The 25,930-nt window shown below is 71.8% G+C and carries 20 protein-coding genes; 7 read left to right on the top strand and 13 right to left on the bottom strand.

Translation table 11 applies throughout. The features are described 5' to 3' along the window. Nucleotides 1-205: 205 nt before the first annotated feature. From ACWDX7_RS14870 to ACWDX7_RS14860, 3 genes are all read right to left on the bottom strand, one after another. A complete protein-coding gene (locus tag ACWDX7_RS14870) occupies nt 206-991 on the bottom strand; it encodes a succinate dehydrogenase iron-sulfur subunit (RefSeq protein ID WP_451489829.1) in 786 nt (261 codons plus the stop codon). A 241-nt stretch (nt 992-1,232) separates the two neighbouring features. Next, nucleotides 1,233-2,177, bottom strand: a complete 945-nt coding sequence (locus tag ACWDX7_RS14865) for a glycosyltransferase family 2 protein (RefSeq protein ID WP_451489830.1) — start codon at nt 2,175-2,177, stop codon at nt 1,233-1,235. Continuing rightward, the gene (locus ACWDX7_RS14860; protein ID WP_451489831.1) at nt 2,174-3,049 is read right to left on the bottom strand and encodes a glycosyltransferase family 2 protein; all 876 of its coding nucleotides are present in this window, start codon (nt 3,047-3,049) and stop codon (nt 2,174-2,176) included. The genes ACWDX7_RS14865 and ACWDX7_RS14860 overlap by 4 nt, the downstream gene beginning before the upstream one ends. A 312-nt stretch (nt 3,050-3,361) precedes the next feature. Between ACWDX7_RS14860 and ACWDX7_RS14855 the strand changes: the two genes are divergently transcribed. The 4 genes from ACWDX7_RS14855 (at nt 3,362) to ACWDX7_RS14840 (ending at nt 7,671) form a co-directional block, all read left to right on the top strand. Continuing rightward, on the top strand, nt 3,362-5,860 hold the full coding sequence (locus ACWDX7_RS14855; RefSeq protein ID WP_451489832.1) for a family 1 glycosylhydrolase: 2,499 nt from the start codon (nt 3,362-3,364) through the stop codon (nt 5,858-5,860). Beyond that, nucleotides 5,857-6,159, top strand: a complete 303-nt coding sequence (locus ACWDX7_RS14850; protein ID WP_451489833.1) for a hypothetical protein — start codon at nt 5,857-5,859, stop codon at nt 6,157-6,159. The genes ACWDX7_RS14855 and ACWDX7_RS14850 overlap by 4 nt, the downstream gene beginning before the upstream one ends. A gap of 67 nt (nt 6,160-6,226) precedes the next feature. Next, entirely contained in the window at nt 6,227-7,384 is a 1,158-nt protein-coding gene (glf, locus tag ACWDX7_RS14845; protein WP_451489834.1) for a UDP-galactopyranose mutase, read from the top strand. A gap of 80 nt (nt 7,385-7,464) precedes the next feature. Continuing rightward, nucleotides 7,465-7,671 carry a hypothetical protein gene (locus ACWDX7_RS14840; protein ID WP_451489835.1) on the top strand — a complete coding sequence of 69 codons (207 nt, stop codon included), beginning with the start codon at nt 7,465-7,467 and terminating at the stop codon, nt 7,669-7,671. A 122-nt stretch (nt 7,672-7,793) separates the two neighbouring features. Here ACWDX7_RS14840 and ACWDX7_RS14835 read toward each other — a convergent pair whose 3' ends face one another. From ACWDX7_RS14835 to ACWDX7_RS14815, 5 genes are all read right to left on the bottom strand, one after another. Continuing rightward, entirely contained in the window at nt 7,794-8,129 is a 336-nt protein-coding gene (locus tag ACWDX7_RS14835; RefSeq protein ID WP_451489836.1) for a hypothetical protein, read from the bottom strand. A 12-nt stretch (nt 8,130-8,141) separates the two neighbouring features. Continuing rightward, nucleotides 8,142-9,878, bottom strand: coding sequence for an aa3-type cytochrome oxidase subunit I (gene ctaD, locus ACWDX7_RS14830; RefSeq protein ID WP_451489837.1), 1,737 nt, complete (start codon nt 9,876-9,878; stop codon nt 8,142-8,144). Nucleotides 9,879-10,128: 250 nt separating this feature from the next. Then, nucleotides 10,129-11,835 (bottom strand): RecQ family ATP-dependent DNA helicase, encoded by a 1,707-nt coding sequence (locus ACWDX7_RS14825; RefSeq protein ID WP_451489838.1) that lies wholly within the window; start codon nt 11,833-11,835, stop codon nt 10,129-10,131. A 184-nt stretch (nt 11,836-12,019) separates the two neighbouring features. After that, entirely contained in the window at nt 12,020-12,238 is a 219-nt protein-coding gene (locus ACWDX7_RS14820; protein WP_451489871.1) for a ferredoxin, read from the bottom strand. Nucleotides 12,239-12,248: 10 nt separating this feature from the next. After that, nucleotides 12,249-13,469, bottom strand: coding sequence for a cytochrome P450 (locus tag ACWDX7_RS14815; RefSeq protein ID WP_451489839.1), 1,221 nt, complete (start codon nt 13,467-13,469; stop codon nt 12,249-12,251). Between the two features lie 768 nt (nt 13,470-14,237). On the opposite strand from ACWDX7_RS14815, the gene ACWDX7_RS14810 reads away from it, so the two are divergent. After that, entirely contained in the window at nt 14,238-14,657 is a 420-nt protein-coding gene (locus ACWDX7_RS14810; protein WP_451489840.1) for an effector-associated constant component EACC1, read from the top strand. Then, nucleotides 14,654-18,550: a caspase, EACC1-associated type gene (locus ACWDX7_RS14805; protein WP_451489841.1), complete on the top strand. Its 3,897-nt coding sequence runs from the start codon at nt 14,654-14,656 to the stop codon at nt 18,548-18,550. The genes ACWDX7_RS14810 and ACWDX7_RS14805 overlap by 4 nt, the downstream gene beginning before the upstream one ends. 36 nt (nt 18,551-18,586) lie before the next feature. On the opposite strand, the gene ACWDX7_RS14800 is transcribed toward ACWDX7_RS14805, so the two are convergent. The 5 genes from ACWDX7_RS14800 to ACWDX7_RS14780 form a co-directional block, all read right to left on the bottom strand. Further along, entirely contained in the window at nt 18,587-19,087 is a 501-nt protein-coding gene (locus ACWDX7_RS14800) for a beta family protein (RefSeq protein ID WP_451750642.1), read from the bottom strand. A 570-nt stretch (nt 19,088-19,657) separates the two neighbouring features. Continuing rightward, entirely contained in the window at nt 19,658-21,211 is a 1,554-nt protein-coding gene (locus ACWDX7_RS14795) for an ABC transporter ATP-binding protein (protein ID WP_451489843.1), read from the bottom strand. Beyond that, nucleotides 21,208-22,062, bottom strand: a complete 855-nt coding sequence (locus ACWDX7_RS14790) for an ABC transporter permease (protein WP_451489844.1) — start codon at nt 22,060-22,062, stop codon at nt 21,208-21,210. The genes ACWDX7_RS14795 and ACWDX7_RS14790 overlap by 4 nt, the downstream gene beginning before the upstream one ends. Then, nucleotides 22,059-22,979 carry an ABC transporter permease gene (locus ACWDX7_RS14785; RefSeq protein ID WP_451489872.1) on the bottom strand — a complete coding sequence of 307 codons (921 nt, stop codon included), beginning with the start codon at nt 22,977-22,979 and terminating at the stop codon, nt 22,059-22,061. The genes ACWDX7_RS14790 and ACWDX7_RS14785 overlap by 4 nt, the downstream gene beginning before the upstream one ends. 89 nt (nt 22,980-23,068) lie before the next feature. Continuing rightward, the gene (locus ACWDX7_RS14780; protein ID WP_451489845.1) at nt 23,069-24,616 is read right to left on the bottom strand and encodes an ABC transporter substrate-binding protein; all 1,548 of its coding nucleotides are present in this window, start codon (nt 24,614-24,616) and stop codon (nt 23,069-23,071) included. Between the two features lie 317 nt (nt 24,617-24,933). Here ACWDX7_RS14780 and ACWDX7_RS14775 point away from each other — a divergent pair, with 317 nt between their 5' ends. Further along, nucleotides 24,934-25,929 carry a TauD/TfdA family dioxygenase gene (locus ACWDX7_RS14775; protein ID WP_451489846.1) on the top strand — a complete coding sequence of 332 codons (996 nt, stop codon included), beginning with the start codon at nt 24,934-24,936 and terminating at the stop codon, nt 25,927-25,929. Nucleotide 25,930: the final 1 nt, after the last annotated feature.

The following is a 25,930-nucleotide window of genomic DNA, read 5'->3' as shown; positions in this document are numbered from 1 at the left end:
CGACGCGCCGTTGAAGAAGGCCGAAAACCCAACGCGCGCCCACATCGAAAAGCAGTGAGAGGAGGAGGACGCGTTTGCGCGTGTTCCGGCCCCGCCCCGGCCCGATGGCGATCCGGGGCGGGACGGCGCGCCGACGGTACGGGGCGTCGCACGACCGTCCGACGAGCCGTAAGAATCCCTGATACAGCAGGGATCAGACGGTCCGTCAGATGCGCCGGGTGATGAGCGCCCGCTTGACTTCCTGGATCGCCTTGGTGATCTGGATGCCACGCGGGCACGCGTCGGTGCAGTTGAAGATGGTGCGGCAGCGCCAGACGCCGTCCTGGCCGTTGAGGATCTCCAGCCGCTGCTCGCCGGCCTCGTCGCGCGAGTCGAAGATGAAGCGGTGCGCGTTGACGATCGCCGCCGGCCCGAAGTACTGGCCGTCGTTCCAGAACACCGGGCAGGACGACGTGCACGCGGCGCACAGGATGCACTTGGTGGTGTCGTCGAAGCGCTCGCGGTCCTCGGCCGACTGCAGACGCTCGCGCGTCGGCTCGTTGCCCGTGGTGATCAGGAAGGGCATCACGTCCCGGTAGGCCTGGAAGAAGGGCTCCATGTCGACGATGAGGTCCTTGAGGACCGTCAGGGCCTTGAGGGGCTCGATCGTGATGGGCTCGTCCGGGTTGATGTCCTTGATCAGGGTCTTGCAGGCGAGCCTGTTCTTGCCGTTGATCCGCATCGCGTCGGAGCCGCAGATGCCGTGGGCGCACGAGCGGCGGAAGGTCAGCGTGCCGTCAAGGTGCCACTTGATCTTGTGGAGGGCGTCGAGCACGCGCTCCTTCGGGTCGATCTCGATCCGGAAGTCCTGCCATGTCGCCTCGTCCGAGATCTCCGGATCGAAGCGGCGGATTCGGAAGACCGGCGTGATGACCTCGGGCGCGGTCTGGGCCCGCACCTGCGCCTGGGCCGGGCCGGAACCGGTAGGACGGCGGGCCGCTGCGGTGGTCATGTTCTCTCCATCCCCGGCGTGCTTCAAGGAGGACCGTGACGCGCCGCCCCGGCCGCTCCCGCCCTGCTCGACCGGCCGGCCGGCCGGGCCATGGCGTGCGGGCGCGCGGCACGTCCTTGACTCCAGTCTGCACCGGCGCCGCGTACGTCGTGCGAGACGGCGGGCGTCTCCCCCTGCGCGGCCCGTCTTCACCTGCGCGGGCGCTCCTCGCCGGCGCCCGCGGTGGCCGCCGCCGCTGCTCTCAGCCGACGTAGCGGCGGGCCGTGGAGCGCCGCTGGGCCTCCGTCAGCGCGCTCAGCCGCTCCTCCACCTCGGGCGGCACCACCCGCCGTTCCCGCAGTACCCACGGCAGTCCCGCCAGGGCCAGGCCGAAGGCCCGCAGCGACGCCGCGTCGCGGGGCACCGTACGGGCCAGGAAGAGCGTCCTGCGCAGCGCGACACCCGCCGGCCGGCGCAGCCAGCAGAACCAGAGGGTGTTGCGCAGCCCGTGGACGCGCCGCAGAGTGGCGTCCCGGAGCACGGACGGCGCGTGGTGGACGGTCACGTCGCAGGCGTACACCAGCCACCACCCGCGCGCCGCCATGTCCGTCGCGAGCAGTTCCTCCTCGCCGCCCAGCCACAGCCGCTCGCTGAAGCCGCCGGCCTCCCGGAAGGCGTCGGTCCGCAGTACGGTCGCCGCCGCCAGGAACGAGCCGAGCGCGGGTCCCGGCAGCCAGGCGGGCCCTTCGATCGGCGACTCGCGCAGCTCGGCCACGATGGGATCCTCCCGGCCGCCCGGTTCGACGAGGATGCACCCCGTGACGGAGGCGAGCCGCTCGTGCCGGTCGAGCAGATCGGCGGCGCGGGCCAGGGAGCCGGGCTCCCACCAGGAGTCGTCGTCGCAGAAGGCGATGTACGGCGTACGGACCTGGCGTACGGCGAGATTGCGGCCCACGGCGCCGAGGTTCCGGCCCGGCGTCAGCAGCGTGACCTGGGGGTGGAGGCGGGCGACGGCCTCGGCGGTGCCGTCTGTGGAGGCGTTGTCGGTGACGATCACCGGCGGGCGCTCCGGGAGCCGCGCCAGCTTCTCCAGGGTGCGCAGCAGCTCCTCGCGGCGGTTGTGGGTGATGACGACGACGGTGGTGCGGGGGTCGGCGGGGGAACCGGCATGGGGGTCGGCGCGGGGGTCGGCGCGGGGGTCGCTCACACCAGTGCTCCTTCCGAGTCGAGGCGGCGGGCGGCGGCCTCCACGGCGGCCGGGAGCGGCCGGCGCTCCCGCAGGGCGGCCGGGAGCCGCATGAGCATCTGGCGCAGTGCCGTACGGGCCTCCGGGTCCCGCCGGGCGTCCGCGGCGAGCTCGCGGCTGTGCCGCAGCGCGACCGGCAGCGGCCGGCGCAGCCACGCCGTCAGCGCGGCGTTGCGGCGCTGGACGGCGGGCCGCCCCGGCCGGACCCCGCCCGTCGGGCAGTGCACGGCCACCACCTCGGGGCAGTGGCAGACGCCCCAGCCGCGCGCGGCCAGGTCGTAGGCCAGCAGCGTCTCCTCCCCGCCCAGGAACAGGATCGGGTGGTATCCGCCGGCCGCCAGGAACGCCTCCCGCCGCGCCACGGCGGCGCACGCCAGGAACCCGAGCACCTGGGGCCCCGGCAGATCGTCGGCGTGGCCGAGCGGGGAGGTGGCGAGCATGCCGTTCAGCGGGTCCGGCTCCCGCCCGGGACCCACGTGGACGTCCGCCGCGATCAGCCCGAGCCGCTCGTACCGGTCCATCAGGTCCGCCGCACGGCCGAGGGAGCCCGGCTCCCACCAGGAGTCGTCGTCGCTGAACGCCACGTACGGCGTGGTGGCACGGCGTACGCCCAACGTGCGGCCCGGCGCTCCGAGGTTGCGGCCGGCCTCCAGCACGGTGGCTCGCGGATGACGCTCGGCCACGGCTCGCGGCGTCCCGTCGGTCGACGCGTTGTCCACGACGATCACCGGCGGTTCCTCGGGGAGCGCGGCCAGCCGGTCGAGCGTGTGCAGCAGCTGATCGCGGCGGTTGTAAGTGATCAGGACAACGGTGGTGCGGGCGTCAGGACTCACAGCCGGGGACCTCCGGGTCGTCGGACAGCATCACGTCGCCCCCGCACGCACCGCAGCACCCACCATGCATGCGGGGCATCGCGACAGCACAGGCAGATCGTACGCATATGGGGCTTTCAGTGGCAGATGTGTTGGTCTGTCGGAGCCATGGCGCCCAGGGTGCGGCCCTTGCCGCCCCGGCATCCGCCACTGGGCCGAGCAGCCGAAGGCTGAGGAGCGGAGAGCAACCGATGCCGTTACGTTCTGTCCAGGGTTGAGCACACATCGCTGCCTTCCCTGCCGTCCGAAGATTCCGCCGCTGTGGGAGGCGCCGTGCACGGGCATCGTCAGCACGACATCCGGCCTCTGCCGCAGGCGGGCCGTAGTTTCCTGGCCGGCTTCGAAAGCACCTACCTGCCCCTGTGGCACGTGGATGAGCTGGACACCACCGGCCATGCCGCCCACTCGCGGCGCGACATCGACGATGTGCTGTCCGCCGGCGTACGCCATCTGCGGTACCCGCTGCGCTGGCAGCGGATCAACCCCCTGCCCGGCAGGTTCGACTGGCACGAGACCGACCGGGCGCTGGCGCACCTGCGCGAGCGCGGAGCGGTGCCGATCGTGGACCTCGTCCACCACACCAGCTACCCCGACTGGCTGACGGACGGCTTCCGGGACCGGCGCTTCTCGGACGCCTACGTCGCCTACGCGGTGGCCGTCGCGGACCGCTACCCGTGGCTGCCGGCGTACACCCTGTTCAACGAGCCGTTCGCCACCCTGTTCCTGGCCGGACACGAGGCGCTGTGGCCGCCGTACGACCGCGGCGTCGAAGGGTTCGCCAGACTTCTGCGCTCGGTGCTGCCGGCCGTCGCGGAGGTGGCCCGGCACTGGGCTCGCGCGCTGCCCGAGGCGCGGCACGTATGGGTGGACACGGGCGAGCACCACAGTGGGACGGGGCCCGGCCGGGCTCATGCCCTGATGGCCAACGACCGCCGCCATGTGGTCCTGGACCTGATGCTCGGCCATGACCTGGATCGGGGGCGGCCGTTCCTGTCCCAGCTGCTGGCGGCCGGAGGGGAGCCCCTGCTGGACCTCCCGGCCGTCCGCGTGGACGTCCTCGGGCTGGACTACTACTGCCACTCGGAGTGGTTCTACGACCACGTCGGTGCACGTGCCCCCTCGCCGCGACCGGTCGGGCTGGCGGAGGTGGCCCGGCAGTACGGCGAGCGGTACGGCCTGCCCATGATGCTGACCGAGACCAATATCCGCGGTCTGCCCTCCGACAGGGCGTCGTGGCTGCGGTACACGCTCGAACAGTACGAGCTGGCGCTCTCGCGCGGGGTCCCCCTGCACGGCTACTGCTGGTTCCCCCAAGTCGACTCGTGTGACTGGGACTCGCTGCTGGCCCGCCCCGCCGGCCGCAGCGACCCCGTCGGCGTGGTCGGCCATGACCGCGGCGGGGCCCGTCAGCAGTCGGCCTTCACCCGCGTGTGGCGGGCCGCCGCGGCCGGAGCACCGGTGGACGAGCTGCCCGCCTACCGGTTCCAGGCTCCCTGCGACGAGCAACTGGCCGGGTACCTGCCCGCCATGGCGCACTGGCCGTGGTGTGAACCGGCCCCCCAGGACCGCGTGCCACCCGTGCACGTGTCGATCGAGACGAAGGAGAGCGTAGTGAAGGACGCGTCCGCGGATTCCGACCTCGTCGTGCTGTCACACCTGCGCTGGGTGTGGGTGTGGCAGCGCCCCCAACAGCTCGTCTCCCGGCTGGCCTGGGCCCGCGCGGACCGCGGGGCGAAGACGTGGTTCGTCGAAGAGCCGGTCTCCGGAGACGTGCGGTCGCCGCAGCTGCGGCGCGAGGACCACGGCGATGTCGTGCGGGTCTGGCTGGTCGTGCCCAGGGCGGAGGGGCGCCCCGAGTTCCTGTGCTTCAACGATCCCGCCGCGAGCGACTACGGCCGTCTCCTGGCCGAGATGCTCGCCGGGGAAGGCCGCCCCACGGCTCCGGACGTCTGGCTGTACACCCCCATGGCCCTGGACGTGGCCCGGACCTTGTGCCCCGGCCGGTTGGTCTACGACGTGATGGACGACCTGAGCTCCTTCCTCGGCGCGTCGCCGCACATGCGGCGCCAGCAGGACGAGCTGCTGGGCACCGCCGACATCGTCTTCACGGGCGGACGTTCCCTGCACCGCTCGGTCGCCGATCGCCGCACCGAGGACATCCACTGCTTTCCGAGCGGCGTCGACACCGCGCACTTCACCCGGGCGCGGGCCCTGCGGCGGCCGCACGACCGCCCGGTGGCCGGTTACGTCGGCGTCCTCGACGAGCGGCTGGACCTCTCGCTCCTGGCAGCACTCAGCCGAGAGCTGCCGGACTGGACGCTCCGGATGATCGGCCCCGTGACCAAGATCGGGGAGGACGCCGTTCCACGGGCGGACAACCTCCAGTACGCCGGTCTGACTCCGTACGAGGACCTGCCCGCGGAAATGGCCGGCCTGGACGTGGCGTTGATGCCCTTCGCCCTGAACGAGGCCACCCGCTCCATCAGCCCGACGAAGACACTCGAATACCTCGTCGCGGGTCTGCCCGTGGTGTCCACCCGCGTTCCCGACGTGGTGGCCGACTACGGCGATTTCGTGCACTTCGCCGACACGGCCGGGGAGTTCGCCGACGCCTGCCGCCAGGTGCTCCAGCACTCCCCGGCGGACCGGGACCGCAATCTGCGCCAGGTCCAGCACCGCCACGAATGGGACGTGATCGCCTCCTCCATGGCAGCCCTTCTAGAGAAGATCGCACCCGTCGACCGCACGGCCGCCCCCAAGGCCGGCGGATGACGGACCCGGGCGCGCCCTCGATGTGCCTGGCCCATGACTTCGAGCAGGCTCACCACAACGGCGTCGCGGCCGCCGGGGCCGGACTGCGCGACGCGGCCCTCGGCGCGGCCCGGCTCGCCGGAACGGCCGTGCCCCTCCTGGCCGAGGCCGCCGTCTGCTCGGCCACGCCGTTCCTGCGCGCGCCGCTGCTCGCCAGGATTTCGGCAGCGCTGCTCCTCCACACCCCCGACGCGGACGGCCGGTGCCCCGCGTGCGGCGTGCCGGCGCCGTGTCCGACCGACCGCGCCTTGCGCACCTGACCGGACCGGCCGGGCACCCGACCCCGACTGAACCCCGACTGAACCCCGACTGACGGAAAGGCCGCTCATGTCCTTCGACTCCTTCGACCTGGTCGTGGTCGGCTCCGGCTTCTACGGCCTCACCGTGGCCGAGCAGGCCGCCGGGCGCCTCGGCGCGCGCGTACTCGTGCTGGAACGGCGCGGACATCTGGGTGGCAACGCGTACTCCGAGCTGGAGCCGACCACCGGTATCGAGGTCCACGCCTACGGCGCGCACCTGTTCCACACCTCCAACACCCGCGTGTGGGAGTACGCCAACCGGTTCACCTCCTTCACCTCCTACCAGCACCGGGTGCACACGGTCGTGGGCGGCCAGGTGTTCCCCATGCCCATCAACCTCGGCACCATCTGTGCCTTCTTCGGCCGGCACATGAGCCCGTCCGAAGCGCGCGATCTCGTGGCGGAGCAGGCACGGGAGGGAGGCGGGGCGGCGGCTGCCAACCTGGAGCAAAAAGCGATCTCCCTCATCGGCCGCCCGCTGTACGAGGCCTTCGTACGCGGCTACACGCACAAGCAGTGGCAGACCGACCCCACCGAGCTGGCAGCAGAGATCATCACGCGGCTGCCGGTCCGGTACACGTTCGACGACCGCTACTTCAACGACACCTACGAAGGGCTGCCCACCGACGGTTACACCACCTGGCTGCGGCGCATGTCGGACCATCCGCTGATCAATGTGCGCCTGAACACGGACTACTTCGACCTTCGCTCCTCCCTGGCCGATGGCACGCCGGTGGTCTACACGGGCCCGATCGACCGCTATTTCGACTACTGCGAGGGCGAGCTCGGCTGGCGCACGCTCGATTTCGAACAGGAGGTCCTGCCGGTCGGTGACTTCCAGGGCGCGCCCGTGATCAACTACGCGGACATGGACGTGCCGTGGACCCGGATCCACGAGTTCCGCCATTTCCACCCCGAACGGGACTACCCGCCGGACCGCACGGTGATCATGCGGGAGTACTCGCGGGCCGCCGGGCGCCGGGACGAGCCCTACTACCCCGTCAACACACCGGGGGACCGGCTCGTCCTCGAACGCTACCGGAAGCGGGCCGCGCAGGAACCGGACGTCTACTTCGGCGGCCGCCTCGGCACCTACCAGTACCTCGACATGCACATGGCCATCGCATCGGCCCTCACCCTGTTCGACAACCACCTGGAACCCCGGCTCCGCGAACGGCGCGCCTGAGCGGTAGGACGTACATGCTGCCGAACGCGGCCGTGCGTGTCAGTGTGGTAGGCGAAACCTCTGAGCGCGAGGAGCACCTCATGGGCGGCATCCAGGACAAGGGACCACGCTCCGCTAACGGCTCCGACGAGATGCGGCCGGAGCTGGAGGTACCCGCGGGGCAGGATCCGGTGCATCCCCGCGAACCCGGCCGCTCCTCTCCCGGCAAGGACAAGGAAGCCCTGCGGCGCCGGGAAGAGGACATGCTGGGCGAGGAAGACAATCTGGGCGGCTACGACGAGCTGTAGAGGGCCCGGCCGTACGGGGCGTAGGGGGCCCGGCCGTACGGGCGCCCGCCGCCCGGGTCCTGACCGGCAGGACCCGGCACACGGCGGGCGTCACCGCCCCCGCCGACAGCCCGCTCCGGGTGTCAGCGGGGCAGGTTGATCCATGCCGACGCCGCGGCCGCCAGGGCGATCGCGGTGAGAGCCGAGGCCACGGTGCGGCGGCGCAGCTGGGCGTACCGCTGGCTGTACTCCCCGCGCAGCTCGTGGGCGCGTTCGACGACAGCACGCAGTATCTGCCGTCGCAGGGCGAGGTGCTCGTCGGCGAAGCGTCGGGCGATCTCGTCCTGCTCCTGGGGCCCGAGCCAGGACAGGTGGCGGGCGAAGTCCTCGCCCGCCGTTCGTGCCTCGTGCCGGGCGGCCTGGCTCATGAGATAGCCCTCCAGGCGGGCCAGCCCGGCGGCGGTGTCTTCCCGGTCCATGGTCGTGTCGGCCTAGCGGATTGCCGGACCCTGGCCGGCGTCCGGACCCTGGTGCGTTGCGGCAGCCGGATCGTCGAACACGTCGCGCTTGTGTTCCTTGCCCCAGTCGAGGGCCGCGATCTCGGGGTAGTGCAGGTCGAAGGCCGGTGACTCCGAGCGCACCCGGGGCAGGGTGACGAAATTGTGCCGCGGCGGCGGGCAGGAGGTCGCCCACTCCAGGGAGCGGCCGAAGCCCCACGGGTCGTCCACCTCCACCCGCGGGGCGAACTTCGCGGTCTTCCACACGTTGTAGAAGAACGGCAGCGTCGAGGCCCCCAGCAGGAACGCCCCGATCGAGGAAAGGGTGTTCAGCAGGGTGAAACCGTCCGCGTGCAGGTAGTCGGCGTAGCGGCGCGGCATGCCCTCCGCGCCCAGCCAGTGCTGGACGAGGAAGGTCAGGTGGAAGCCGATGAACAGCGTCCAGAAATGGATCTTCCCCAGCCGTTCGTCCAGCAGGGTCCCGGTCATCTTCGGCCACCAGAAGTAGAACCCGGCGAACATGGCGAAGACGACCGTCCCGAAGACGACGTAGTGGAAGTGGGCCACCACGAAGTACGAGTCGGTGACGTGGAAGTCCATCGGCGGGGAGGCCAGGATGATGCCGGTCAGCCCGCCGAAGAGGAAGGTGACCAGGAAGCCGATCGACCACAGCATCGGTGTCTCGAAGGACAGCGACCCCTTCCACATGGTGCCGATCCAGTTGAAGAACTTCACCCCCGTCGGCACCGCGATCAGGAAGGTCATGAAGGAGAAGAACGGCAGCAGCACGGCCTGCGTGGCGAACATGTGGTGCGCCCACACCGTCAGCGAAAGACCCGCGATGGCCAGCGTGGCGCCGACCAGGCCGAGGTATCCGAAGATCGGCTTGCGCGAGAACACCGGGATGATCTCCGTGATGATCCCGAAGAACGGCAGCGCGATGATGTAGACCTCGGGATGCCCGAAGAACCAGAACAGGTGCTGCCACAGCATCGACCCGCCGTTGGAGGGCGAGAAGACCTGCGAGCCGAAGCGCCGGTCCGACTCCAGCACCAGCAGCGCCGCCGCGAGCACCGGGAACGCGAAGAGGACCAGCACCGAGGTGAGCAGGATGTTCCAGGTGAAGATCGGCATCCGGAACATCGTCATACCGGGCGAGCGCATGCAGATGATCGTGGTGACGAAGTTGACCGATCCCAGGATGGTGCCGAAACCACCCAGCGCCAGCCCCATGATCCACATGTCCGAGCCGACGCTCGGACTGCGCTCCACACTGCTGAGCGGGGTGTAGGCCGTCCAGCCGAAGTCGGCGGTGCCCTGGGTCGTGAACAGACCGGCGACCACGATCAGGCCGCCGAAGAGGAACAGCCAGTACGACAGCATGTTGAGCCGGGGGAAGGCCACATCCGGCGCGCCGATCTGCAACGGCATGATCGCGTTGGCGAAACCGGCGAAGGTGGGCGTCGCGAACAGCAGCAGCATCACCGTGCCGTGCAGCGTGAACGCCTGGTTGTACTGCTCGTTGGAGAGCATCTGAAGTCCGGGACGGGCCAGCTCCGCCCGGATCGCCAGCGCCAGTACCCCGCCGAGCATGAAGAACACGAAGGAGGTGATGAGATACAGATGACCGATCTTCTTGTGGTCGGTCGTAGTCAGCCAGGTGACCGCTACTCGGCCCAACGAGCGCCCGGGCGTGGGAACGGGAGCCACGGGCTCGGTCGACGTCGCCATGGACAGTCCTTTTGTTTGCAGGCGGGCGGACGGGGCGCCGGTACCCGCTCATGCCGGTCCTCACGCTCCCTCACCTGTCTACTCCCGTCTTTGGCGCAAACCTCACCGCTGGGCCTTCGCGTACGGGTGATCCGCGCGAACACCAGACTGACGGCCATCCGGCACCTGAGCCTGGTCCCGCACAGGGGCCTGGGCATGCGCCGGGGCGCAGACCCGGGCCCGGGCAGTAGCTTCCCCGGCCGTGTCCGGATCACCCCCGGCCGTCGGGGAGGCGGGCCAGGAGGTCCTGCTCGCTCACCGCGGCCAGGGAGAGCGTGCGGTAGCCCATCGAGTCGAACAGCACGGTGATCCTGTCGCCCTCCTCGCTGAGCACCATGCCGTCCCCCCACTCACGGTGGCGTACGCGCGTCCCGGCAGGGAATTCGGCCGCCGCCGGGTGCTCGCTGGGCCCGGCGTCCGTCCCCGACGCCCCTGCCGTCGGATCCGCGGCAGGGGCATCGGATCCGGCCGACTGGCAGACGTCGCAGCTCCCGCAAGGGGCCTCGTACGCCTCGCCGAAGTATCCGAGGAGGAGCCGGCGCCGGCAGCCGGTGGTCTCGGCGTACGCCCGCATCATCTCGACGCGGGACCGTTCGAGCCGGCGCCGGGCCGCCGCGGCCTCGGAGGCGCGCTCGGCGGCCTCCTCGGGCGTCATGTCCGGCGCGGCGGCGATCGCGCCCTCCTCGTCCGTGGTCGCCGCCCCGGCCTGCTCCAGGAGGTTGGCCGCGGCGGTGGCGCGGTGACGCGACAGGCCGGTCTCCTCGCGGAGGTCGTCCAGCGCGAGGGGCTCCTCATGCTCGTGCAGCTGGACCGCCACCTCGGCGAGCGTGTCCTGGCCGGGTCCCCGGGCGGCGAAGAAGTTCTGCATGCCGGTGTCCTGGGGCCGGTAGTGGAGTACGGCCACGGCCGGTTCACCGTCCCGCCCGGCCCGGCCGATCTCCTGGTAGTAGGCATCGATCGAGCCGGGCAGCGCCGCGTGCAGGACGAAGCGGACGTCCTCCTTGTCGATGCCCATGCCGAAGGCCGAGGTCGCGACGACCACGTCCAACCGCGAGGAGAGGAAGTCGTCGTGCACCCGCGAGCGCTCCCCGGCGCGCAGGCCCGCGTGATAGGGGGCGGCCACCAGGCCCAGGCCGGCGAGTTCCGCCGCGTACTGCTCGGTGTCCTTGCGGGTCGCCGCGTAGACGATGCCCGGCTTGGGCTCAGCGGCCGCCCTCTCCACGACCGCACGGCGCCTTTCCTGCTCTTCCGTGAAGCGGCGGACCTCCAGCGAGATGTTCGGCCGGTCGAACCCGGCGACGACGACCGCCGGATCTCGCATGCCCAGCCGCTCGACGATCTCCTCGCGTACCGGTGGCGCCGCCGTCGCCGTGAGGGCGAGGACCGTGGGGCGCCCCACCCTCTGGAGGGCCTGGGAGAGCCGCAGGTACGCCGGACGGAAGTCGTGCCCCCACGTCGACACGCACTGCGCCTCGTCCACGACGAACAGCGCGGGCCGCGCCGCGGCCAGGCGCTCGACCACCTCGTCGTTGGCGAGCTGCTCGGGCGAGAGGAACAGGTACTCGGCTTCACCGCTGCGGACCGCCTCCCAGGCGGCGTTCGTCTGCTCCGCGGCCTGATCGGAGTTGACGGCGACCCCGCCCGGCGCACCGTGCCGCAGCAGACCGGCGATCTGGTCGCGTTGCAGGGCCAGGAGCGGCGAGACCACCACGGTCGGCCCGGCGAGGCAGAGGGCGGCCACCTGGTAGACGGCGGACTTGCCGGCCCCGGTCGGCATCACCACGAGCGTGTCCCGCCCGGCCAGTACCGCTTCCATCGCCGCCCGCTGCCCGGGCCTGAAGTTTTCCCAGCCGAACACCTCGGCCGCGGTCCGCTCCAGCCGGGCCGCGGCGCCGTCCCCTTCCCCGGTTCGGGCCATGCGCCTCTCCTCCTCCTCGCCTCGTGGCCGCGTCGCCTTGTGGCCGCGGGCCGGTCGCGGTGACGCCGGTCGCCGGGCCTGTCGCGCGGGCCGGCGGTCCTGCGGTCCCGAGCATGGCCCGCCCGTACCCGCCCTCGTCGGCGCCACGCGAGGAGGACCGGCGAGGGATCGACGAGGGGCTCCGTTACGCGGAACCGGCTCCTGCTCCCCGCTCGGCGAGGGTGATGGCCGAGGCGGGACAGATCCCGGCGGCCATCCGGGCTGCCGCGTGCTGCCGGTGCTGCGGGCGGGCGTCCAGCAGGAGGACGAGGCCGCTCTCGGCGTCCTGATCGAACACCTCGGGGGCGGTCAGCGCACACATTCCGGCGCCGAGGCAGCGCTCGCGGTCGACGCTGAGCTCCAGGTCCACGAGGCTAGTCCTTTTCCCAGGTGACGGGGAGCCGGTGCACACCGTAGATGTTCATGGCGGTCCGCAGGGGCACTTCCTCGGGCGCCACCGCCAGCCGCAGCGTCGGGAACCGGGTGAACAGGGCCGGGAGGGCGACGGTCATTTCGACACGGGCGAGCTGCTGGCCCAGGCACTGGTGGATGCCGTGGCCGAAGCCGAGGTGGCCGGTGGCCTTGCGGCGCAGGTCGAGGACGTCGGGGTCCGGGAACCTCGCCGGGTCGCGGTTGGCGGCGTCCATGGACAGCACGACGCTCTCCCCCGCCCGGACGACCTGGCCGTCGATCTCGACGTCCTCCAGCGCCGACCGCATGTTGGTGTGCGCGACGGTCAGGTAGCGCATGAGTTCCTCCACGGCCTGGCCGGCGAGGTCCGGTTCGGCCCGCAGGATGTCGGCCTGTGCCGGGTGGGCCAGCAGGGCGAACGTGCCGTGGGCCAGCATGTTGGCGGTGGTGTCGAGGCCGGCGGCGAGCAGGAAGCCGCCGAGGCCGGTGAGTTCCTCATCCGTGAGGTCGGTGTCCCGGACCAGGTCGCCGAGCAGGTCGTCGGACGGCGCGGCGCGCTTGGCCCGTACCAGCCGCTCCATGTACCCCTGCAGCCCGCCCATCGCGGCGTACTGCTCCTCGGGCGTCGCGTCCGTGGTCATGAGCGTGACCGCGTGCCGCTGGAAGGAATCGCGTTCGGCGTAGGGCACGCCCAGGAGCTGGCAGATCATCAGGGCGGGGATCGGCTGGGCGAAGGCCTGCACGAGGTCCACGCCGGGGCCCTGGCGTTCCATCGCGTCCAGGTGCTCGGCGGTGATCTGCTCGGTGCGCTCGGTGAGCTGGCGCATCCGGCGCACGGTGAACTTGCCCATCAGCATGCGCCGGTAGCGGGTGTGCCCGGGAGCGTCCATCCCGGTCATGTCGCCGACCGGGGCGGGCGGCAGTCCTTCCTCGGGGCCGCCGGGGAAGGGGTAGTGCATCAGTTCGTAGCGGGAGCTGAAGCGGGGGTCGCCGAGTATCGCCCGCACCACGGAGTAGCCGGTGGCCAGCCAGCCCACGTGCCCGTCGGGAAAGGCCAGCCTGGTCAGCGGGCGCTCCTCGCGCAACGGAGCCAGCCGCGCGGGCGGATCGAAGGGGCAGTCCGCCCGACGCTCGGTGGGCACAGCCGGTAAGGCGTTCTGAATGCCTGTCAGATTGTCCTGCATGGTGGTTTCCTCCAGTGCTGCCGCGCGGGTGGCCGCGCGGTAGTGATGACGGATGAGTGGTGGCGCGCGACAGCGCCTTCGCGCACCGCTCGACGGCCCACCCCAAGGCGGACCGGCCCCCAGACGCACCGCACTGACGCGCGGCCAGGCGGCCGGGATCCAGCCCCGAGCGCCGCGGGCTGAGGCCCGTAACGCCATCATGGCACCACTCTGGCGCCACCACAAGCCACGAGGTCACCGACTGACGCCAACCTGGCGCCACATAGGCACCCATCCCCAGTCGGCATCCCTCGCGACTTGGTAATTGGCCGACGAGAGACCCTGCCGCCGGGCGACCCGTTCCCGGCCTGGGACACCTACGGCATCGATGACGCCTGCGAGCACGAGCACCTGGAGCCCGCGTCGCAGGCCTGAAGACCCGCCTCCTGGTCGTTCCGGCCTCGGCGGCCGCCCTCTTCCTGACCGCGACGAGCGCGGGACGAACCGGGGCTGACCTGACCGACGGCCGGCCCCTCGTGCCGCTCTCGCGGCACGACCGAGGCCGTGCTCGACCCGTTCGCCCGACCAAGCATGCCCCGCTCCGCAGTCCCCCCGTCCGCGCGCAGCCGCCCTTCGGGATACGCCGCGAGACCACACGGCAGACCTGGGTATTTCAGGCCAATGACCAGGCACTTTCCGGAAAGTAGCGGGTTCGTTGGCAGGCCTCTTCGGTAGGCTCGCGCGTCCGTGTGTCCGCCGCACGGGGAAAGACGTAGGGGGATCAAGAACGTGAGTACCACCACCGGCCCGGCCGCCGCCGGCCACCGCATCGCCATCCTCGACGAGGATCCGCTGCGCGCCCGACGCGAAGCGCGCGAGCTGCTCGCCGCCCTCGCCGAGGCGGATCCGCAGGCCGCGCTCGACCTCCCGCGCCCCCGGACCCAGGGCGAGACCCTCAAGGGCGGCTCCGTCACCGACCTGATCGGGCTGGTCCTCAGTGGGGGCTCGCTCGTCGCCGCCTGCGTCCAGGTCTGGCTGGCCCGCGTACCCCAGCGCACCATCGTCATCACCCGGGCGGACGGGGCGACGCTCCGCGTCTCCGGCAAGCAGGCCCGGGCCGACAGTGAGCTGATCGACCGGTTCCTCGCCGGCGGTGCGGCCGAGGCCCGGGACGAGGAAGGCGACGAGGCGGGGCCGGACACGCAGTGAGCGACAACGACCGGTACGCCATGCTCATCGGCGTATCCACGTACGACAGCGACCGCTACCACGATCTGCCGCCCGTCCGGGCCGACCTGCACTACATGCAGGCGGTGCTGGAGAGCACCGAGATCGGCATGTACAACCACTGCGCGATGGTCGCCGAGCCGACCCGAGCGGAAATGCTCTACGCCGTCGAGCAGTTCCTGGAGGAGCGGCAGCCCAGCGAGACGGCGCTGCTCTACTTCAGCGGGCACGGCCAGCTCTGCGAGGCCGACGGGCAGCTGTACTTCCTGACCCGGGACGCCGACCCGGACGACCTGCCCGGCACGGCGGTCCCGGCCGAGTTCCTGGAGCGGATGCTCCAGTCCTGCCGGGCCGCGTCCAAGCTGGTGCTGCTGGACTGCTGCTCCAGCGGGTCCGTCGTCCAGGGGTGGACCTCCAAGGGCAGTGCGGATTCCGGCGACCGACCGGCGCCCAGCACGCTCCTGCACCCGACCGGCGTGTACTTCATCACCGCCTCCGACGCCCTCCAGGCCGCGTCCGCCATGGCACCGCAGGGGTCCTCCCTCGGTACCTCCCGCTTCACCGGTGAGATCGTGGAAGGACTGCGGAGCGGGCGGATCAAGGAAGGCGGCTGGATCACCCCGGACGACCTCTTCGAGTACCTGACCGCCCAAATGGTGATCAAGGGCATCCCCGAGGAACAGCGGCCGACCAAGTCCACGATCCGGGCCACCCGTTCACTGCCCTTCGCCCGCTCGGTCGCCCGTCCGGTCCGGCTTCCCGACGCGCCGCGCGACGCGGCCGGGACCGCCGCCCGGTCCGGCGTCTCACCAGCCCTGCTGAAGGCACGCCAACTGGTCGCCCAGGACGCCGGGGAGGGCATCGACCCGCAACGGCTGCTGCGGTACTACGCGCACTGCCTCGGCGCCCAGGCGGCGTCCGGCATGCTGCCCGATCGCGACGGCGGCCGGGGGTCGGCGTACTTCCTGCTGGGCCAGGGGCCGGAGGCGATCCAGTCCGGGGTCGGGCACTCCTTCCCCGCTCCCGGGCAGTTGCCCAAACGGAAGAGCACGGGCGCACAGGCCGACGGGACCGGGCTCCAGGAGTACTGGTACGGATATCCCGCGATCACCCTTCCCGAACGCGCGGACGGCCGTCGGCGGGCGCCCGTGCGGATCGCGCCCTTGCTGGTCCAGCCGATGGAACTCACCCCGGACGAGAGCGGCCGCGACCTGCTGCGCCCGAGCGGTGTTCCTTCCCTGCACACCGGCGTGGTCACCGAGCTGCTCTCCGACGACGAGGCCGCCGAGCTGCTGGCCCGCTGGCAGCCGAGCTGGCAGGAGGGCAACGGCTCCCAGATGGTCAAGGCGGTACGGGAGCTCCTGACCGAGCTCGGCGTTCCGGAGCTGGAGCCCCTGGACCTGTCCTCGCTCAGCGAGCGGTCCGTGATGGACTCGCTGCGGCCCGGCGCCCACAACGCCGCCGTACTGCTCGCGCCTTCCGGTATGGAACGGGTCGCGACCGAGGGCCTGGTCGACAATCTGCTCCAGATGTCCAGCCGCACCGGCCAGCTCGCGGGGACCGCGCTGGAGGCACTCCTGACCGGCGGAGACGGCGAGGACGGGCCGGATCGTGCTGCGGAAGCCGTGACCGTCGTTTCCCCCGGCCCGTGCAACGAGAGCCAGGAGCGGGTGATCTCCTCGGCGATGACCCGCCGCCTCACCGTCGCGACCGGCCCGCCCGGTACCGGCAAGAGCGAGGTGGTGACGGCGGTGGTGACGACCGCCGTCGCCGCCGGGCAGTCCGTATTGGTGGCATCCACGAACAACGAGGCCGTCAACGTGGTGGCCGAGCGGTGCGACGAGATCTCGCCCGGGCTGCTGATGCGTACGGGGAACAAGGACGCCCGGGAGCGGGAGGCCCAGAAGCTGGCCGAGCTGCTGGCCGGACCGGTCGCGTCCCCCGCCCGGGGCGCCGCGACCGTGGCCGGTGAGCTGCGCAACCGCCACGCGCGTACGGCGGCGCTCCGGGCGGAGGCGGCAGGACGGATCAGCGAGGAGGAGCGCCTGCTGGAGCTGGTCCGTGAGCGGGCCCGGCGGGCGGACGGGCTCGCCCTGCCCCTTCGGCTGTTGGAGGGCGCCTGGGCAGGGGAGGATCCGGCTGTGCTCGCCCGCTGGGAGGAACGCGCCCGGAGGGCCGCCGGGGCTGGATGGCCGACCTTCGGCGGGTGGCGCCGCAGGCTGGCTCTCGCAGCCTTCGTCGGCTCTGCCTTCGTGGGCTCTGCCGACGGTGACTCCGAGCCTTCGTGGCCGTCCTGGGCCGCGGCGCGCCCTGCCCCGCCCCAGCTGCTGCTCGACCTCGCCGAGACCGTGGCGGTGGAGCGGGCCCTGCGAGAGCTCGTACCGGCACATCTGGCCTGGGACGAGGACGCGTTGAAGCAGGCTCGACTGGAGAGCGCCACCGCCTTCGCCACCGTGTCGGGGGAGCTGGCGCATGCCGTGGCCGCCGAGGCCGTGGTGCGGGGCCGGTCGCTGATGAACCAGCGGCTCCAGGCACTGCGCAGGCGCTCGGGTTTCCAGAAGAGCCAGCGCAACCTGATGGCACACGTGAAGGCGTGGGCCATCAGTACGCACTCGGTTCGCCAGCTCGAACTCGCCCCGAAGCTCTTCGACCTCGTGGTGATCGACGAGGCGAGCCAGTGCTCGATCCCGTCGGTACTGCCGCTGCTGTTCCGGGCCAAGCGGGCTCTCATCATCGGCGACCCGATGCAGCTCGGGCACATTCCCGGGATCAGCCCGGAACAGGAGCGCCAAGCCCGGGTGCGGGCGGGCCTGACGGCCGCACAGCTGGAGGACCACCGGCTGGCCTATCACGTGTACGCCTCGTACCACGCGGCGGCGCAGCACGGTGAGGCGGCGCTGCTGCTCGACGAGCACTACCGGTGCCATCCGCAGATCGCGGACGTGGTCAACGGCTACTGCTATGCGGGCCAGTTGCAGGTCCTCACCGACGTCCGCAGGCAGGTACCGCCGGTCGATCCGGCGGGCGCCGCCGATACGGCTCCGGTGCTGGGCTGGGTGGACGTCCCGTACGGCGAGTCCGCGGCCGGCAGCGGCGGCCGGTCCTGGCGCAACCAGGCCGAGGCGGACCAGGTGCGGCGGACGGTGGACGAACTGCTGGCACGGCTGCCCGAGGACGCCACGGTCGGGGTGGTGACGCCCTTCCGCGCGCAGAAGGAGGCGCTGGCCCGGGTGTGGTCCGGTGACGACCGGGTCCGGGTCGGTACGGTGCACGCCTTCCAGGGCGGCCAGCGTGACGTCATGGTCCTGAGTCCGGTGGCCACGGACAATACCCCGCCGAAGACGACGCACTGGGTGGCGAGTCAGGTCAACCTCTGGAACGTCGCGGTCACCCGGGCGAAGTCGCAGCTGATCACGGTGGGGAGCCATCGCTTCTGGCAGGGCCAGGCGGGACTGCCGGCCCTGCTCGCGGAGCGCTCGACGGTGCTGCGCGCGGGGGCCTGCGCCGAGCAGGACACGGTTTCCGGTCCGCCGGCGGCGCCCGGATTCCGCGAGGAGCTCGCCGACCGGCTCCAGGAGTATCTCAGTACCCGTGGCATCACCGACCTGGAGCGCGCGACGGTGGTCGGCGGGCACTCGGTGGACCTGCTGTTCACCGTGGACGGGGAGAACACGGCGGTGCTCATCGACACGGGCCCCCGGCCCGGGCTGGATCCGGCCCGCCATCTGCGGCTCACCCACGCACGCGGTGACCTGCTGATCGGGCTGCCGTCCGGCGGCCGGGGCGCGAAGCCCGGGCCGGTGGTGAGAGCGGTGCGGATGCCGGCCTGGCGGGTACCGGCCGGGGAGGCGATGCTGGATCCGCTTTTCACCTGACCGCTCCCCCACGGGTCGAGGGCCTGTGGGCTCGCGTCAGGTGCGCAGGCTCCGGACGACGTACGACATGTGCTGGACGTTCCCCACCCGGAGCCAGACCATCGCGTTGCCGGTCCCCGACGGCCCCCGCCCGTGCGCGCGGTCCCGCAGCCACCCCTCCCCCGCACCGGCCCCCGCACCCCGGAACCCCGGCAGCTCGGTGAGCTGCCGGGCTGCGGCCCGGTTGACCGTGTCGCGGTTCTCACCGCGCGCGAGGACCTTGGCAAGGACGAACGACTCCTCGGTGGTGTAGCGGAGTGTTCCCCAGGACGGACCGCCGCGGCGGGCGGTCGCCTCGCGGGCGAGGGCCCGGACGGGCTGGATCCCGTAGTCGCCATGGGCGAGCCACCGTACGTAGCCGCGGCCACTGTCCGACAGTTCGCGCCAGGTGCGCCAGTCCATCCGGGGTTCGGCACGGAGGACGTCCGGGGAAGGCCCGGTCGCGGAGGCAGGTTCCAAAGTGGGACGACCGCCGACTGTACGGCGGGGTCCAGGCACTGGTAGGCGGCCAGGGCATGCGGCTTGGCCGGCAGGACGGGAACGTACAGCGGTCCGGACATGGCGGCTCCCCTCGGCTCTGCCCGTGCCCTCTTCCCTCACCGCCAGGTTCTCCTCTTTTCGGACTCCCCGGAACAGAGCGTTTCCAGCCGGTTGACCGAAATGCCGTCGGGCTACTGGTCGTCACCGTCGTGCACGCCGCCGTCGACCGCCCCAGGCGCAATGCCTACCGGCTCGCCTACCCGGCGGCCCACGTCCACCTCGCCCGACCGCACTACGCCGGCATGCTGCGCCGCGCGGGCCTGCGCGTCCATCACAGCCACCCGAACCTCGATGCGTGCCCGCGCCCTGGGCGACTCCGGCGTCTTCCTGTACGGCACGGGCGAGGGCATCGCCGCACGACTGGCCGAATACGGTCGGGCGGGGTGGAGGAAGTTGCCGTCAACGTCGCGGGCGTGCATTGCCGAACTCGCGGCCTGCCGGGAGCGCCCTACCTGCGGTTCCCTTCCACGCTGGCCCGCTGCCAGGCGTCTCGGCCCGCGTGGCGCGCGTGCCGAGGCGCAGCCCGGGTCAGGGGGCGGGCATGAGCGATGTGGTGGGGCCGTGCCCGGTCAGGCGGCCGGACTCCAGGATGTGCACGGTGTCGGTGTAGGCGCCGATCAGGTGGAGTTCGTGGGAGACCATGGCGATGGTCAGGGAGTGCTCGGCCCGAAGGCGCGTGAGCAGTTCCATGACGGCGGTGGCCGTGTCGGGGTCGAGGGCGGAGGTGATCTCGTCGCACAGCAGGACCTCGGGGCCGGCGGCGAGGGCGCGCGCTATGGAGACGCGCTGGCGCTGGCCGCCCGAGAGCTCGGCGGGGTAGCGGTCGGTGAAGTCGGCCGGGAGATCTACTTGCCGGAGGAGTTCGGCGACGCGGCCGGGTATGGCGGTCCTGGCGAGGTCGCCGTGCAGGTGCAGGGGCCGGGCCAGTGCGGCGCCGACGGTGCGTGTGGGGTTGAGTGCGGCCAGTGGGTTCTGCGGGACGAGCTGGATGCGGCGCTGGTCTTCCCGCGTGCGCTTTCGCGCCAGGGACGCCAGGGGGCGGCCGTCGAGTTCGAGGCGGCCGGTGTAGGCGGGGTGCAGCCCGGCCAGCACGCGCAGGAGGGTGGTCTTCCCGGAGCCGGAGGGGCCGACGATGCCGGTGGCGGATCCGGGGGGTGCGGTGAAGTCGACCGAGTCGAGGGCCTGGTGGCGCCGGCCGCGGTGCCGGAAGGTGACGCTGACGGCCTGAGCGGTGAGCCCCTCGCCCCGACCCTCGCCCCGACCCTGGCCCCGCGCCGGGACCACGCCGGAACGTACGCGGGACGCAGGTGCCGGGGCCCGGGGTGCGGGGATGGTCCGGGGGCGCACCGGCGTCAGGCGGACCGTGTGGTCGGCGCAGGAGCCGACGAGTTCGGGGTCGTGGGTGGCCATGACGATGGCCAGCCCCCGGCTGGCGGCGAGGTCGCGCAGCAGTTCGGCGATCTCGTCGCGCAGGGCCGGGTCGAGTCCTGCGGTGGGCTCGTCCAGGAGCAGGATGTCGGGGGTCCGGGCCAGGGCGCGGGCGAGGGCGACTCGCCGTTGCTGGCCGCCGGAGACGGCGGTGGGCCGTCGGTCGGGGAGGCCGTCGTCGACGGGGAGCCGGCATTCGCGCAGGAGGCCGAGGATGGTGGCGTCGCTGCGGTCGGGGGCCATTTCGGCGACGAGCCGGCGGATCTTCATCCGCGGGTTGAGGGCTGAGCCGGGGTCCTGTCCGACGTAGGCGATGCGGGAGCGGCGCAGCTGACGCAGCCGCACGGGGTCGAGCGTGGGCGGGTGGTGGCCCAGGACGTCCAGCGTGCCGGCGGTGACGGCGGCGCCGGGCGGGAGGTGGCCGATGAGGGCGCGGAGCAGGGTGGTCTTGCCGGAGCCGGAGGTGCCGGTGAGGGCGGTGACCTGGCCGGCGCGGATGCGTACGGAGGTCGGCTTCAGCAGGACGGCGCCGTCCGGGATCCCGATTTCGAGATCGGTGACCGTGACCAGGGCCGGCGAGGCTTCCGCCTCGGTCTCGGGGGGCGAGACGTCGGGGACGGCTCGGGTTTCTGCCTGGCGTGCCGTGTCGCTCACGAGGTGGTCACCGCCTTGCGTACGGAGTGGGGGGCCAGCGAGTTGGAGGCGAGGTTGACGCTGATGGCGAGCAGGGCGATGGCCAGGCTGGGGGCGAGGACGGCCCAGGGGTTGAGGAGGATGCCGGGCGCGTTCTCACGGACCATCAGCGCCCAGTCGGCCGTGGGTGGCTGCGGGCCGATCTGGAGGAAGCCGGCCATGGAGATCACGTAGATGCCCTCGACGAACCGCAGGCCGAAGAGGGCGAGAACGGTGGCTCTGAGGTTGGGCAGCAGCTCGCGCAGGGCGATGTACGGGAGTTGCTCGCCGCGGATGATGGCTGCTTCGACGTAGCCGGAGTGGGCCAGGGGCGCCGCGGCGCTGGCGACGATGCGTACCGCGTACGGGGTGCCGAGGGCGATGGCGGCGATGACGACGGGCCCGCGGCCGCCCCCGGGCCAGGCCAGGGCGATGAGCATGATGCCGAGGACGGACGGGAGCAGGATGGACACGTCCGCGGTGCGTTCGAGGACGCGGCCGAGGGCCGGGCGCAGTACGGCGATGCAGCCCAGCAGGGTGGCCAGCAGGGTGACGACGGCGGCCACGAGCAGGGCGCTGGCGATGAGTGCGGTGCCGCCGTGCAGCAGCCGGCTCAGGACGTCTCGGCCGAGCTGGTCTCCGCCGAGGAGTGCGCCTTCGCCGGGCGGTGCGTAAGGGGCGGTGACGGGGGTGCCGATGGTGTGCGGGGCGAGGAAGGGCCCGCACAGGGCAAGGAGGACGAGGAGCACCGCGGGTGCGGTGCGGCGCACGTTCCTGGCCCGGCCGGGTATGGACGGCGGCCCTTTGGTGACGGTGGTGGTGGCGGCGCTCATGCGCGGGCTCCCAGGACGCGGGCGCGGAGCAGGTCCGCGGCCAGCAGGACGAGGCTGACGACTGCGCCGGCGCATATGACGACCCCGGCGATGAGGGGGGTGTCGCGTGCGGCGACGGCGCCGGCCAGGACGGTGCCGATCCCCGGGTAGTTGAAGAGGGTCTCCACGACCACGGCTCCGCCCAGGAGCATGCCGGTGGAGGTGGCGATGCCCGTGGCGATGGCCGGGATCGCGCCGGGCAGGGCGTGGCGCAGCAGTACGTGGCGTGTCGGCAGCCCGTCGAGGAAGGCGGCTTCGACGTGGGGGGTGGCGGACTGGTCGGCGAGGGCGCCGCGCACGATGCGGGTGTTCCAGCCGGTCTGGGGGATGACCAGGGCGATGACCGGCATGATCAGCATGGTCCAGGTGGCGGGAGCTCCGTCGGCGCCGGTGACGGTGACGGCGGGCAGCCATCCCGTCCAGAGCGACAGGAGCAGCAGGAGCAGTACGGAGACGACGAACTCGGGCACGGCGAAGGATGCGGTCGCCGTGTGGCCGATGATCCGGTCGGTGAGTCGGCCCGGGCGGGCAGCGGCCCAGCAGCCGAGGGCGAGCGACAGGACGACGGTGAGGACGAAGGCACTCGCGCCCAGCAGCAGGGTGTTGGGGAGGGGGTCGGCCAGCAACTCGGTGACGGGCCGGCCGTGCGCCGAAGTGCCCAGGTCGCCGGTGGGCAGGGCGGTCATCCAGTCCCAGAACCGTTCCCACAGCGGCTGGTCGAGACCGAGCAGGTGCCGGCGGGCCGCCAGGTCGGCGGCGCTTTCGCCGCGCTCGGAGGCCGCGGTGGCCGCGTCGCCGGGCAGTGCTTCCACGGCGGCGAACATCACGGCCAGCAGCACGACCAGCAGCAGTGCCCGCCGGGCCGCCGCACCGGCCACGTGGGCGGCCAGTGCGGCGGTACGACGCGACGCGGTGACCGCCCCGGAGCGGGCGGGGGCGGCCACCGCGTCGTTCTTGGCGGGGTGGTTCAACGCAGCCACACGTTCTCCAGCTGGACCCGGCCGTAACCGGCGAGCTGGGGCAGACCCTGGACCTTGGCCGCGGCCAGGTCGATGCCGTCGGCCATGCCCCACAGCAGGTAGCCGGACTTGTCGAACTCGATCTGCTGGAGCTCCTTCAGGGCGGCGGCGCGCGCCGTCTCCTCGGCCGTGCCGATGACCTTGAGGTAGGCGGCGTCGAACTCCTGGTCGGCCCAGCCCGCCTCGTTCGTGGCGGCCTCGCTGACCATGGTCTTGGAGGCGAAGAAGACCACGGAGTCGTTGGTGCCCCAGTAGGTGGTGTAGAAGTCGCCGCTCTTCCAGGTCTTGTCCCAGAACGCGCCGGACTCCTGCTTGACGACCTGGACCTTGATGCCGGCTTCCCGGGCCTGGTTCGCGAACAGGGTGGCGGATTCGGCGAGTCCGGGGATGTCCTCGGTGGTGACCAGGTCGTAGGTCTTCGAAAGGTCGAAGCCCGCCTCGGCGAGCAGCCTCTTGGCCTTGTCCACGTCCCGCTTGCGCTGCGGGATGTCCTTGGCGAAGTTCGGGTCGCCGGTGCCGAGGATGTCGTTGGCGACGGTGCCGTAGCCGGAGAGGACCTGCTTGACCATGGCGTCGCGGTCGACGACCAGGCGCATGGCCTCGCGCACGCGCGGGTCGGCGAAGGGACTCCCCGCGGCGGTCCGCATGACGATCGGCATGGCCATGTCGTCGGGGCGGCGCAGGACCTGGATGTCCTTGCGTGCCTCGGCGGTCCGGGCGGCGACCGCGCCGGCGTTGGAGGCGACGTCGATCTGCCCGGCGAGGAGGGCGTTGGCCATCGCCTGGGGAGTCTCGAACATGGTGACCTCGATGGCGTCGAGGTGCACGGCGCCGCCGTACCACTGGTCGTTCTTCACCAGGCGGGCGTTGCCACCGCGGTACCAGTCCAGCTTGAACGGGCCGGTGCCGGGCGCCTTCTCCAGCGCGTTGTCGGCGGTGTCCTTCTTCATGACGAAGGTCGTCAAGCGGGTCAGGAGCGGCAGTTCGGCGTTGGCGTAGTCCGAGACGAGAACAACGGTGTCGGTGCCCTCAGCCGTGATGTTCTCCGGCTTGATGCCGGGCAGGCGCGAGGCGCCGGAGGGGGTGTTGCGCAGGCGCTTCAGCGACCAGGCGACGTCGTCAGCGGTCACCGGGGAGCCGTCGTGGAAGGCGGCACCCTTGGCTATCTTGAACTTCCAGGTCCTCAGATCGGCCGACGGCTCCCACGAAGCCGCCAGGCGGGGCGCCGTATTGGGCTTGGCGCCGGGGATCGTCAGGGTGTCGTAGACCAGGGCGATGACGAGGTAGTCGCTCTCGTTCGCCTGGGAGCCGTGCGGGTCGCGGGTGATGGCACCGGGGCGGCCGAGGGCGCCGATGCGCAGCGTGCCGCCGCTCTTGGGCTTGTCGTCGCCGGCGGCGGGCTTGGTGGTGGTGTCGCCGTTGCCCGAGGAGCAGGCGGCGAGCAGAGCCGCCGTGCCGATCGCTCCGCCGGCCCACAGCACTTGACGCCTGTTCATGTTCACGTGCTTCCTCGATCCACTGAGCAACTGGAGTGTGCTTAGGGTTGCCTATCCTAATGACAACCATGTTCGCAAGCTGCTGACCACGATGGGACACATGTCCGGATCGGAGCGTCATCTGACCGGTCAGTAAGGTTTGCCTTACCTAAAACTCCTGCTAGCGTTCGAATCGTTCGCCGGTTCCGCAGGTTCACGGCTGGCGCCAACAAGCCGTTGGGCTCCGCCAGTTACGAGGTCTCGCCCGACTATCGAGAGACGAACCGCGCCAGAGCACCGGGTTCCCCTGTCATCCGACCGAAACGGATTACTTCGCCATGAGCACGGCAGCCGCGCCAGTCCGCCAGCTCGACGCCCACACCGTGGGCGAACTCCGCGTGGCCGCGGAGAAATTACTGGCCGCGTTCGGTACGTCCGCCACGAGCCCCGAGCTCCTCGCCCGGGTCCAGCAGGTCGCCGACGGCTTCAGCGAAACCCTGCGCCACCAGTGCCGCCCCGTCGACACCGCTGACGGTCTGTTCGTCCTGCGGGGCCTCGACGTCGACGATCAGGACATCGGTCCGACGCCCACCAGCTGGGCCACCGCGGGTGACAGCGGCGCGGTCCACGACATCACGCTGCTCCTGCTCGCCACCGTGATGGGCAACCCCATCGCCTGGGAGGGCCAGCAGGACGGTCGCTTCGTCCACAACATCGTCCCGTCCCCCGGACACGAGACCGAGCAGACGGGCGCCTCCAGCACCGTGCTCCTCAGCCCGCACACCGAGGACGCCTTCCACCCGGGCCGCGCCCACCTGCTGATGCTCGGCTGCATGCGCAACCACGACGACATCGCCACCACCGCCGCGAGCATCCGCAAGGCCCGCCTCGCGGACACCGACATCGAGCTGCTGAGCCGGCCGGTGCTGCCGATCCTCCCCGATGACGCCTACGAGGCGGCCCAGGGTTACGCCGACGAGGCCCCGCCCGCCGTGCCGGCGCTCTTCGCCACCGCGGACGGGCTGACCCTGCGCTTCGACCCCGCGTACACCCCGCTCGACGATGCGGACGAGGAGTACCGGGCCGCGTACGACCGCCTGTCGGACGAACTGGCCCGCGTCTCCGTCGCCGTCAGCCTGAGCCCCGGCGAGGTCCTCGTCGTGGACAACGACCTGGTGGTCCACGGCCGCGTGCCCTTCCAGGCCCGCTACGACGGCACCGACCGCTGGCTCAAGCGCGCCTCGGTCCGCGTCCCCGGACGCCGTACCCGCCCCGCTGCCGAAACGGGCGAGCACGGGTACGGCCAGGCCGCCCTCGAAGCGCACGCGAGCTGAA

The organism is Streptomyces sp. NPDC003034, assembly GCF_053591375.1.
The sequence above is the reverse complement of the archived record's forward strand: the minus strand, read 5'-3'. Positions and strand labels throughout refer to the sequence as shown.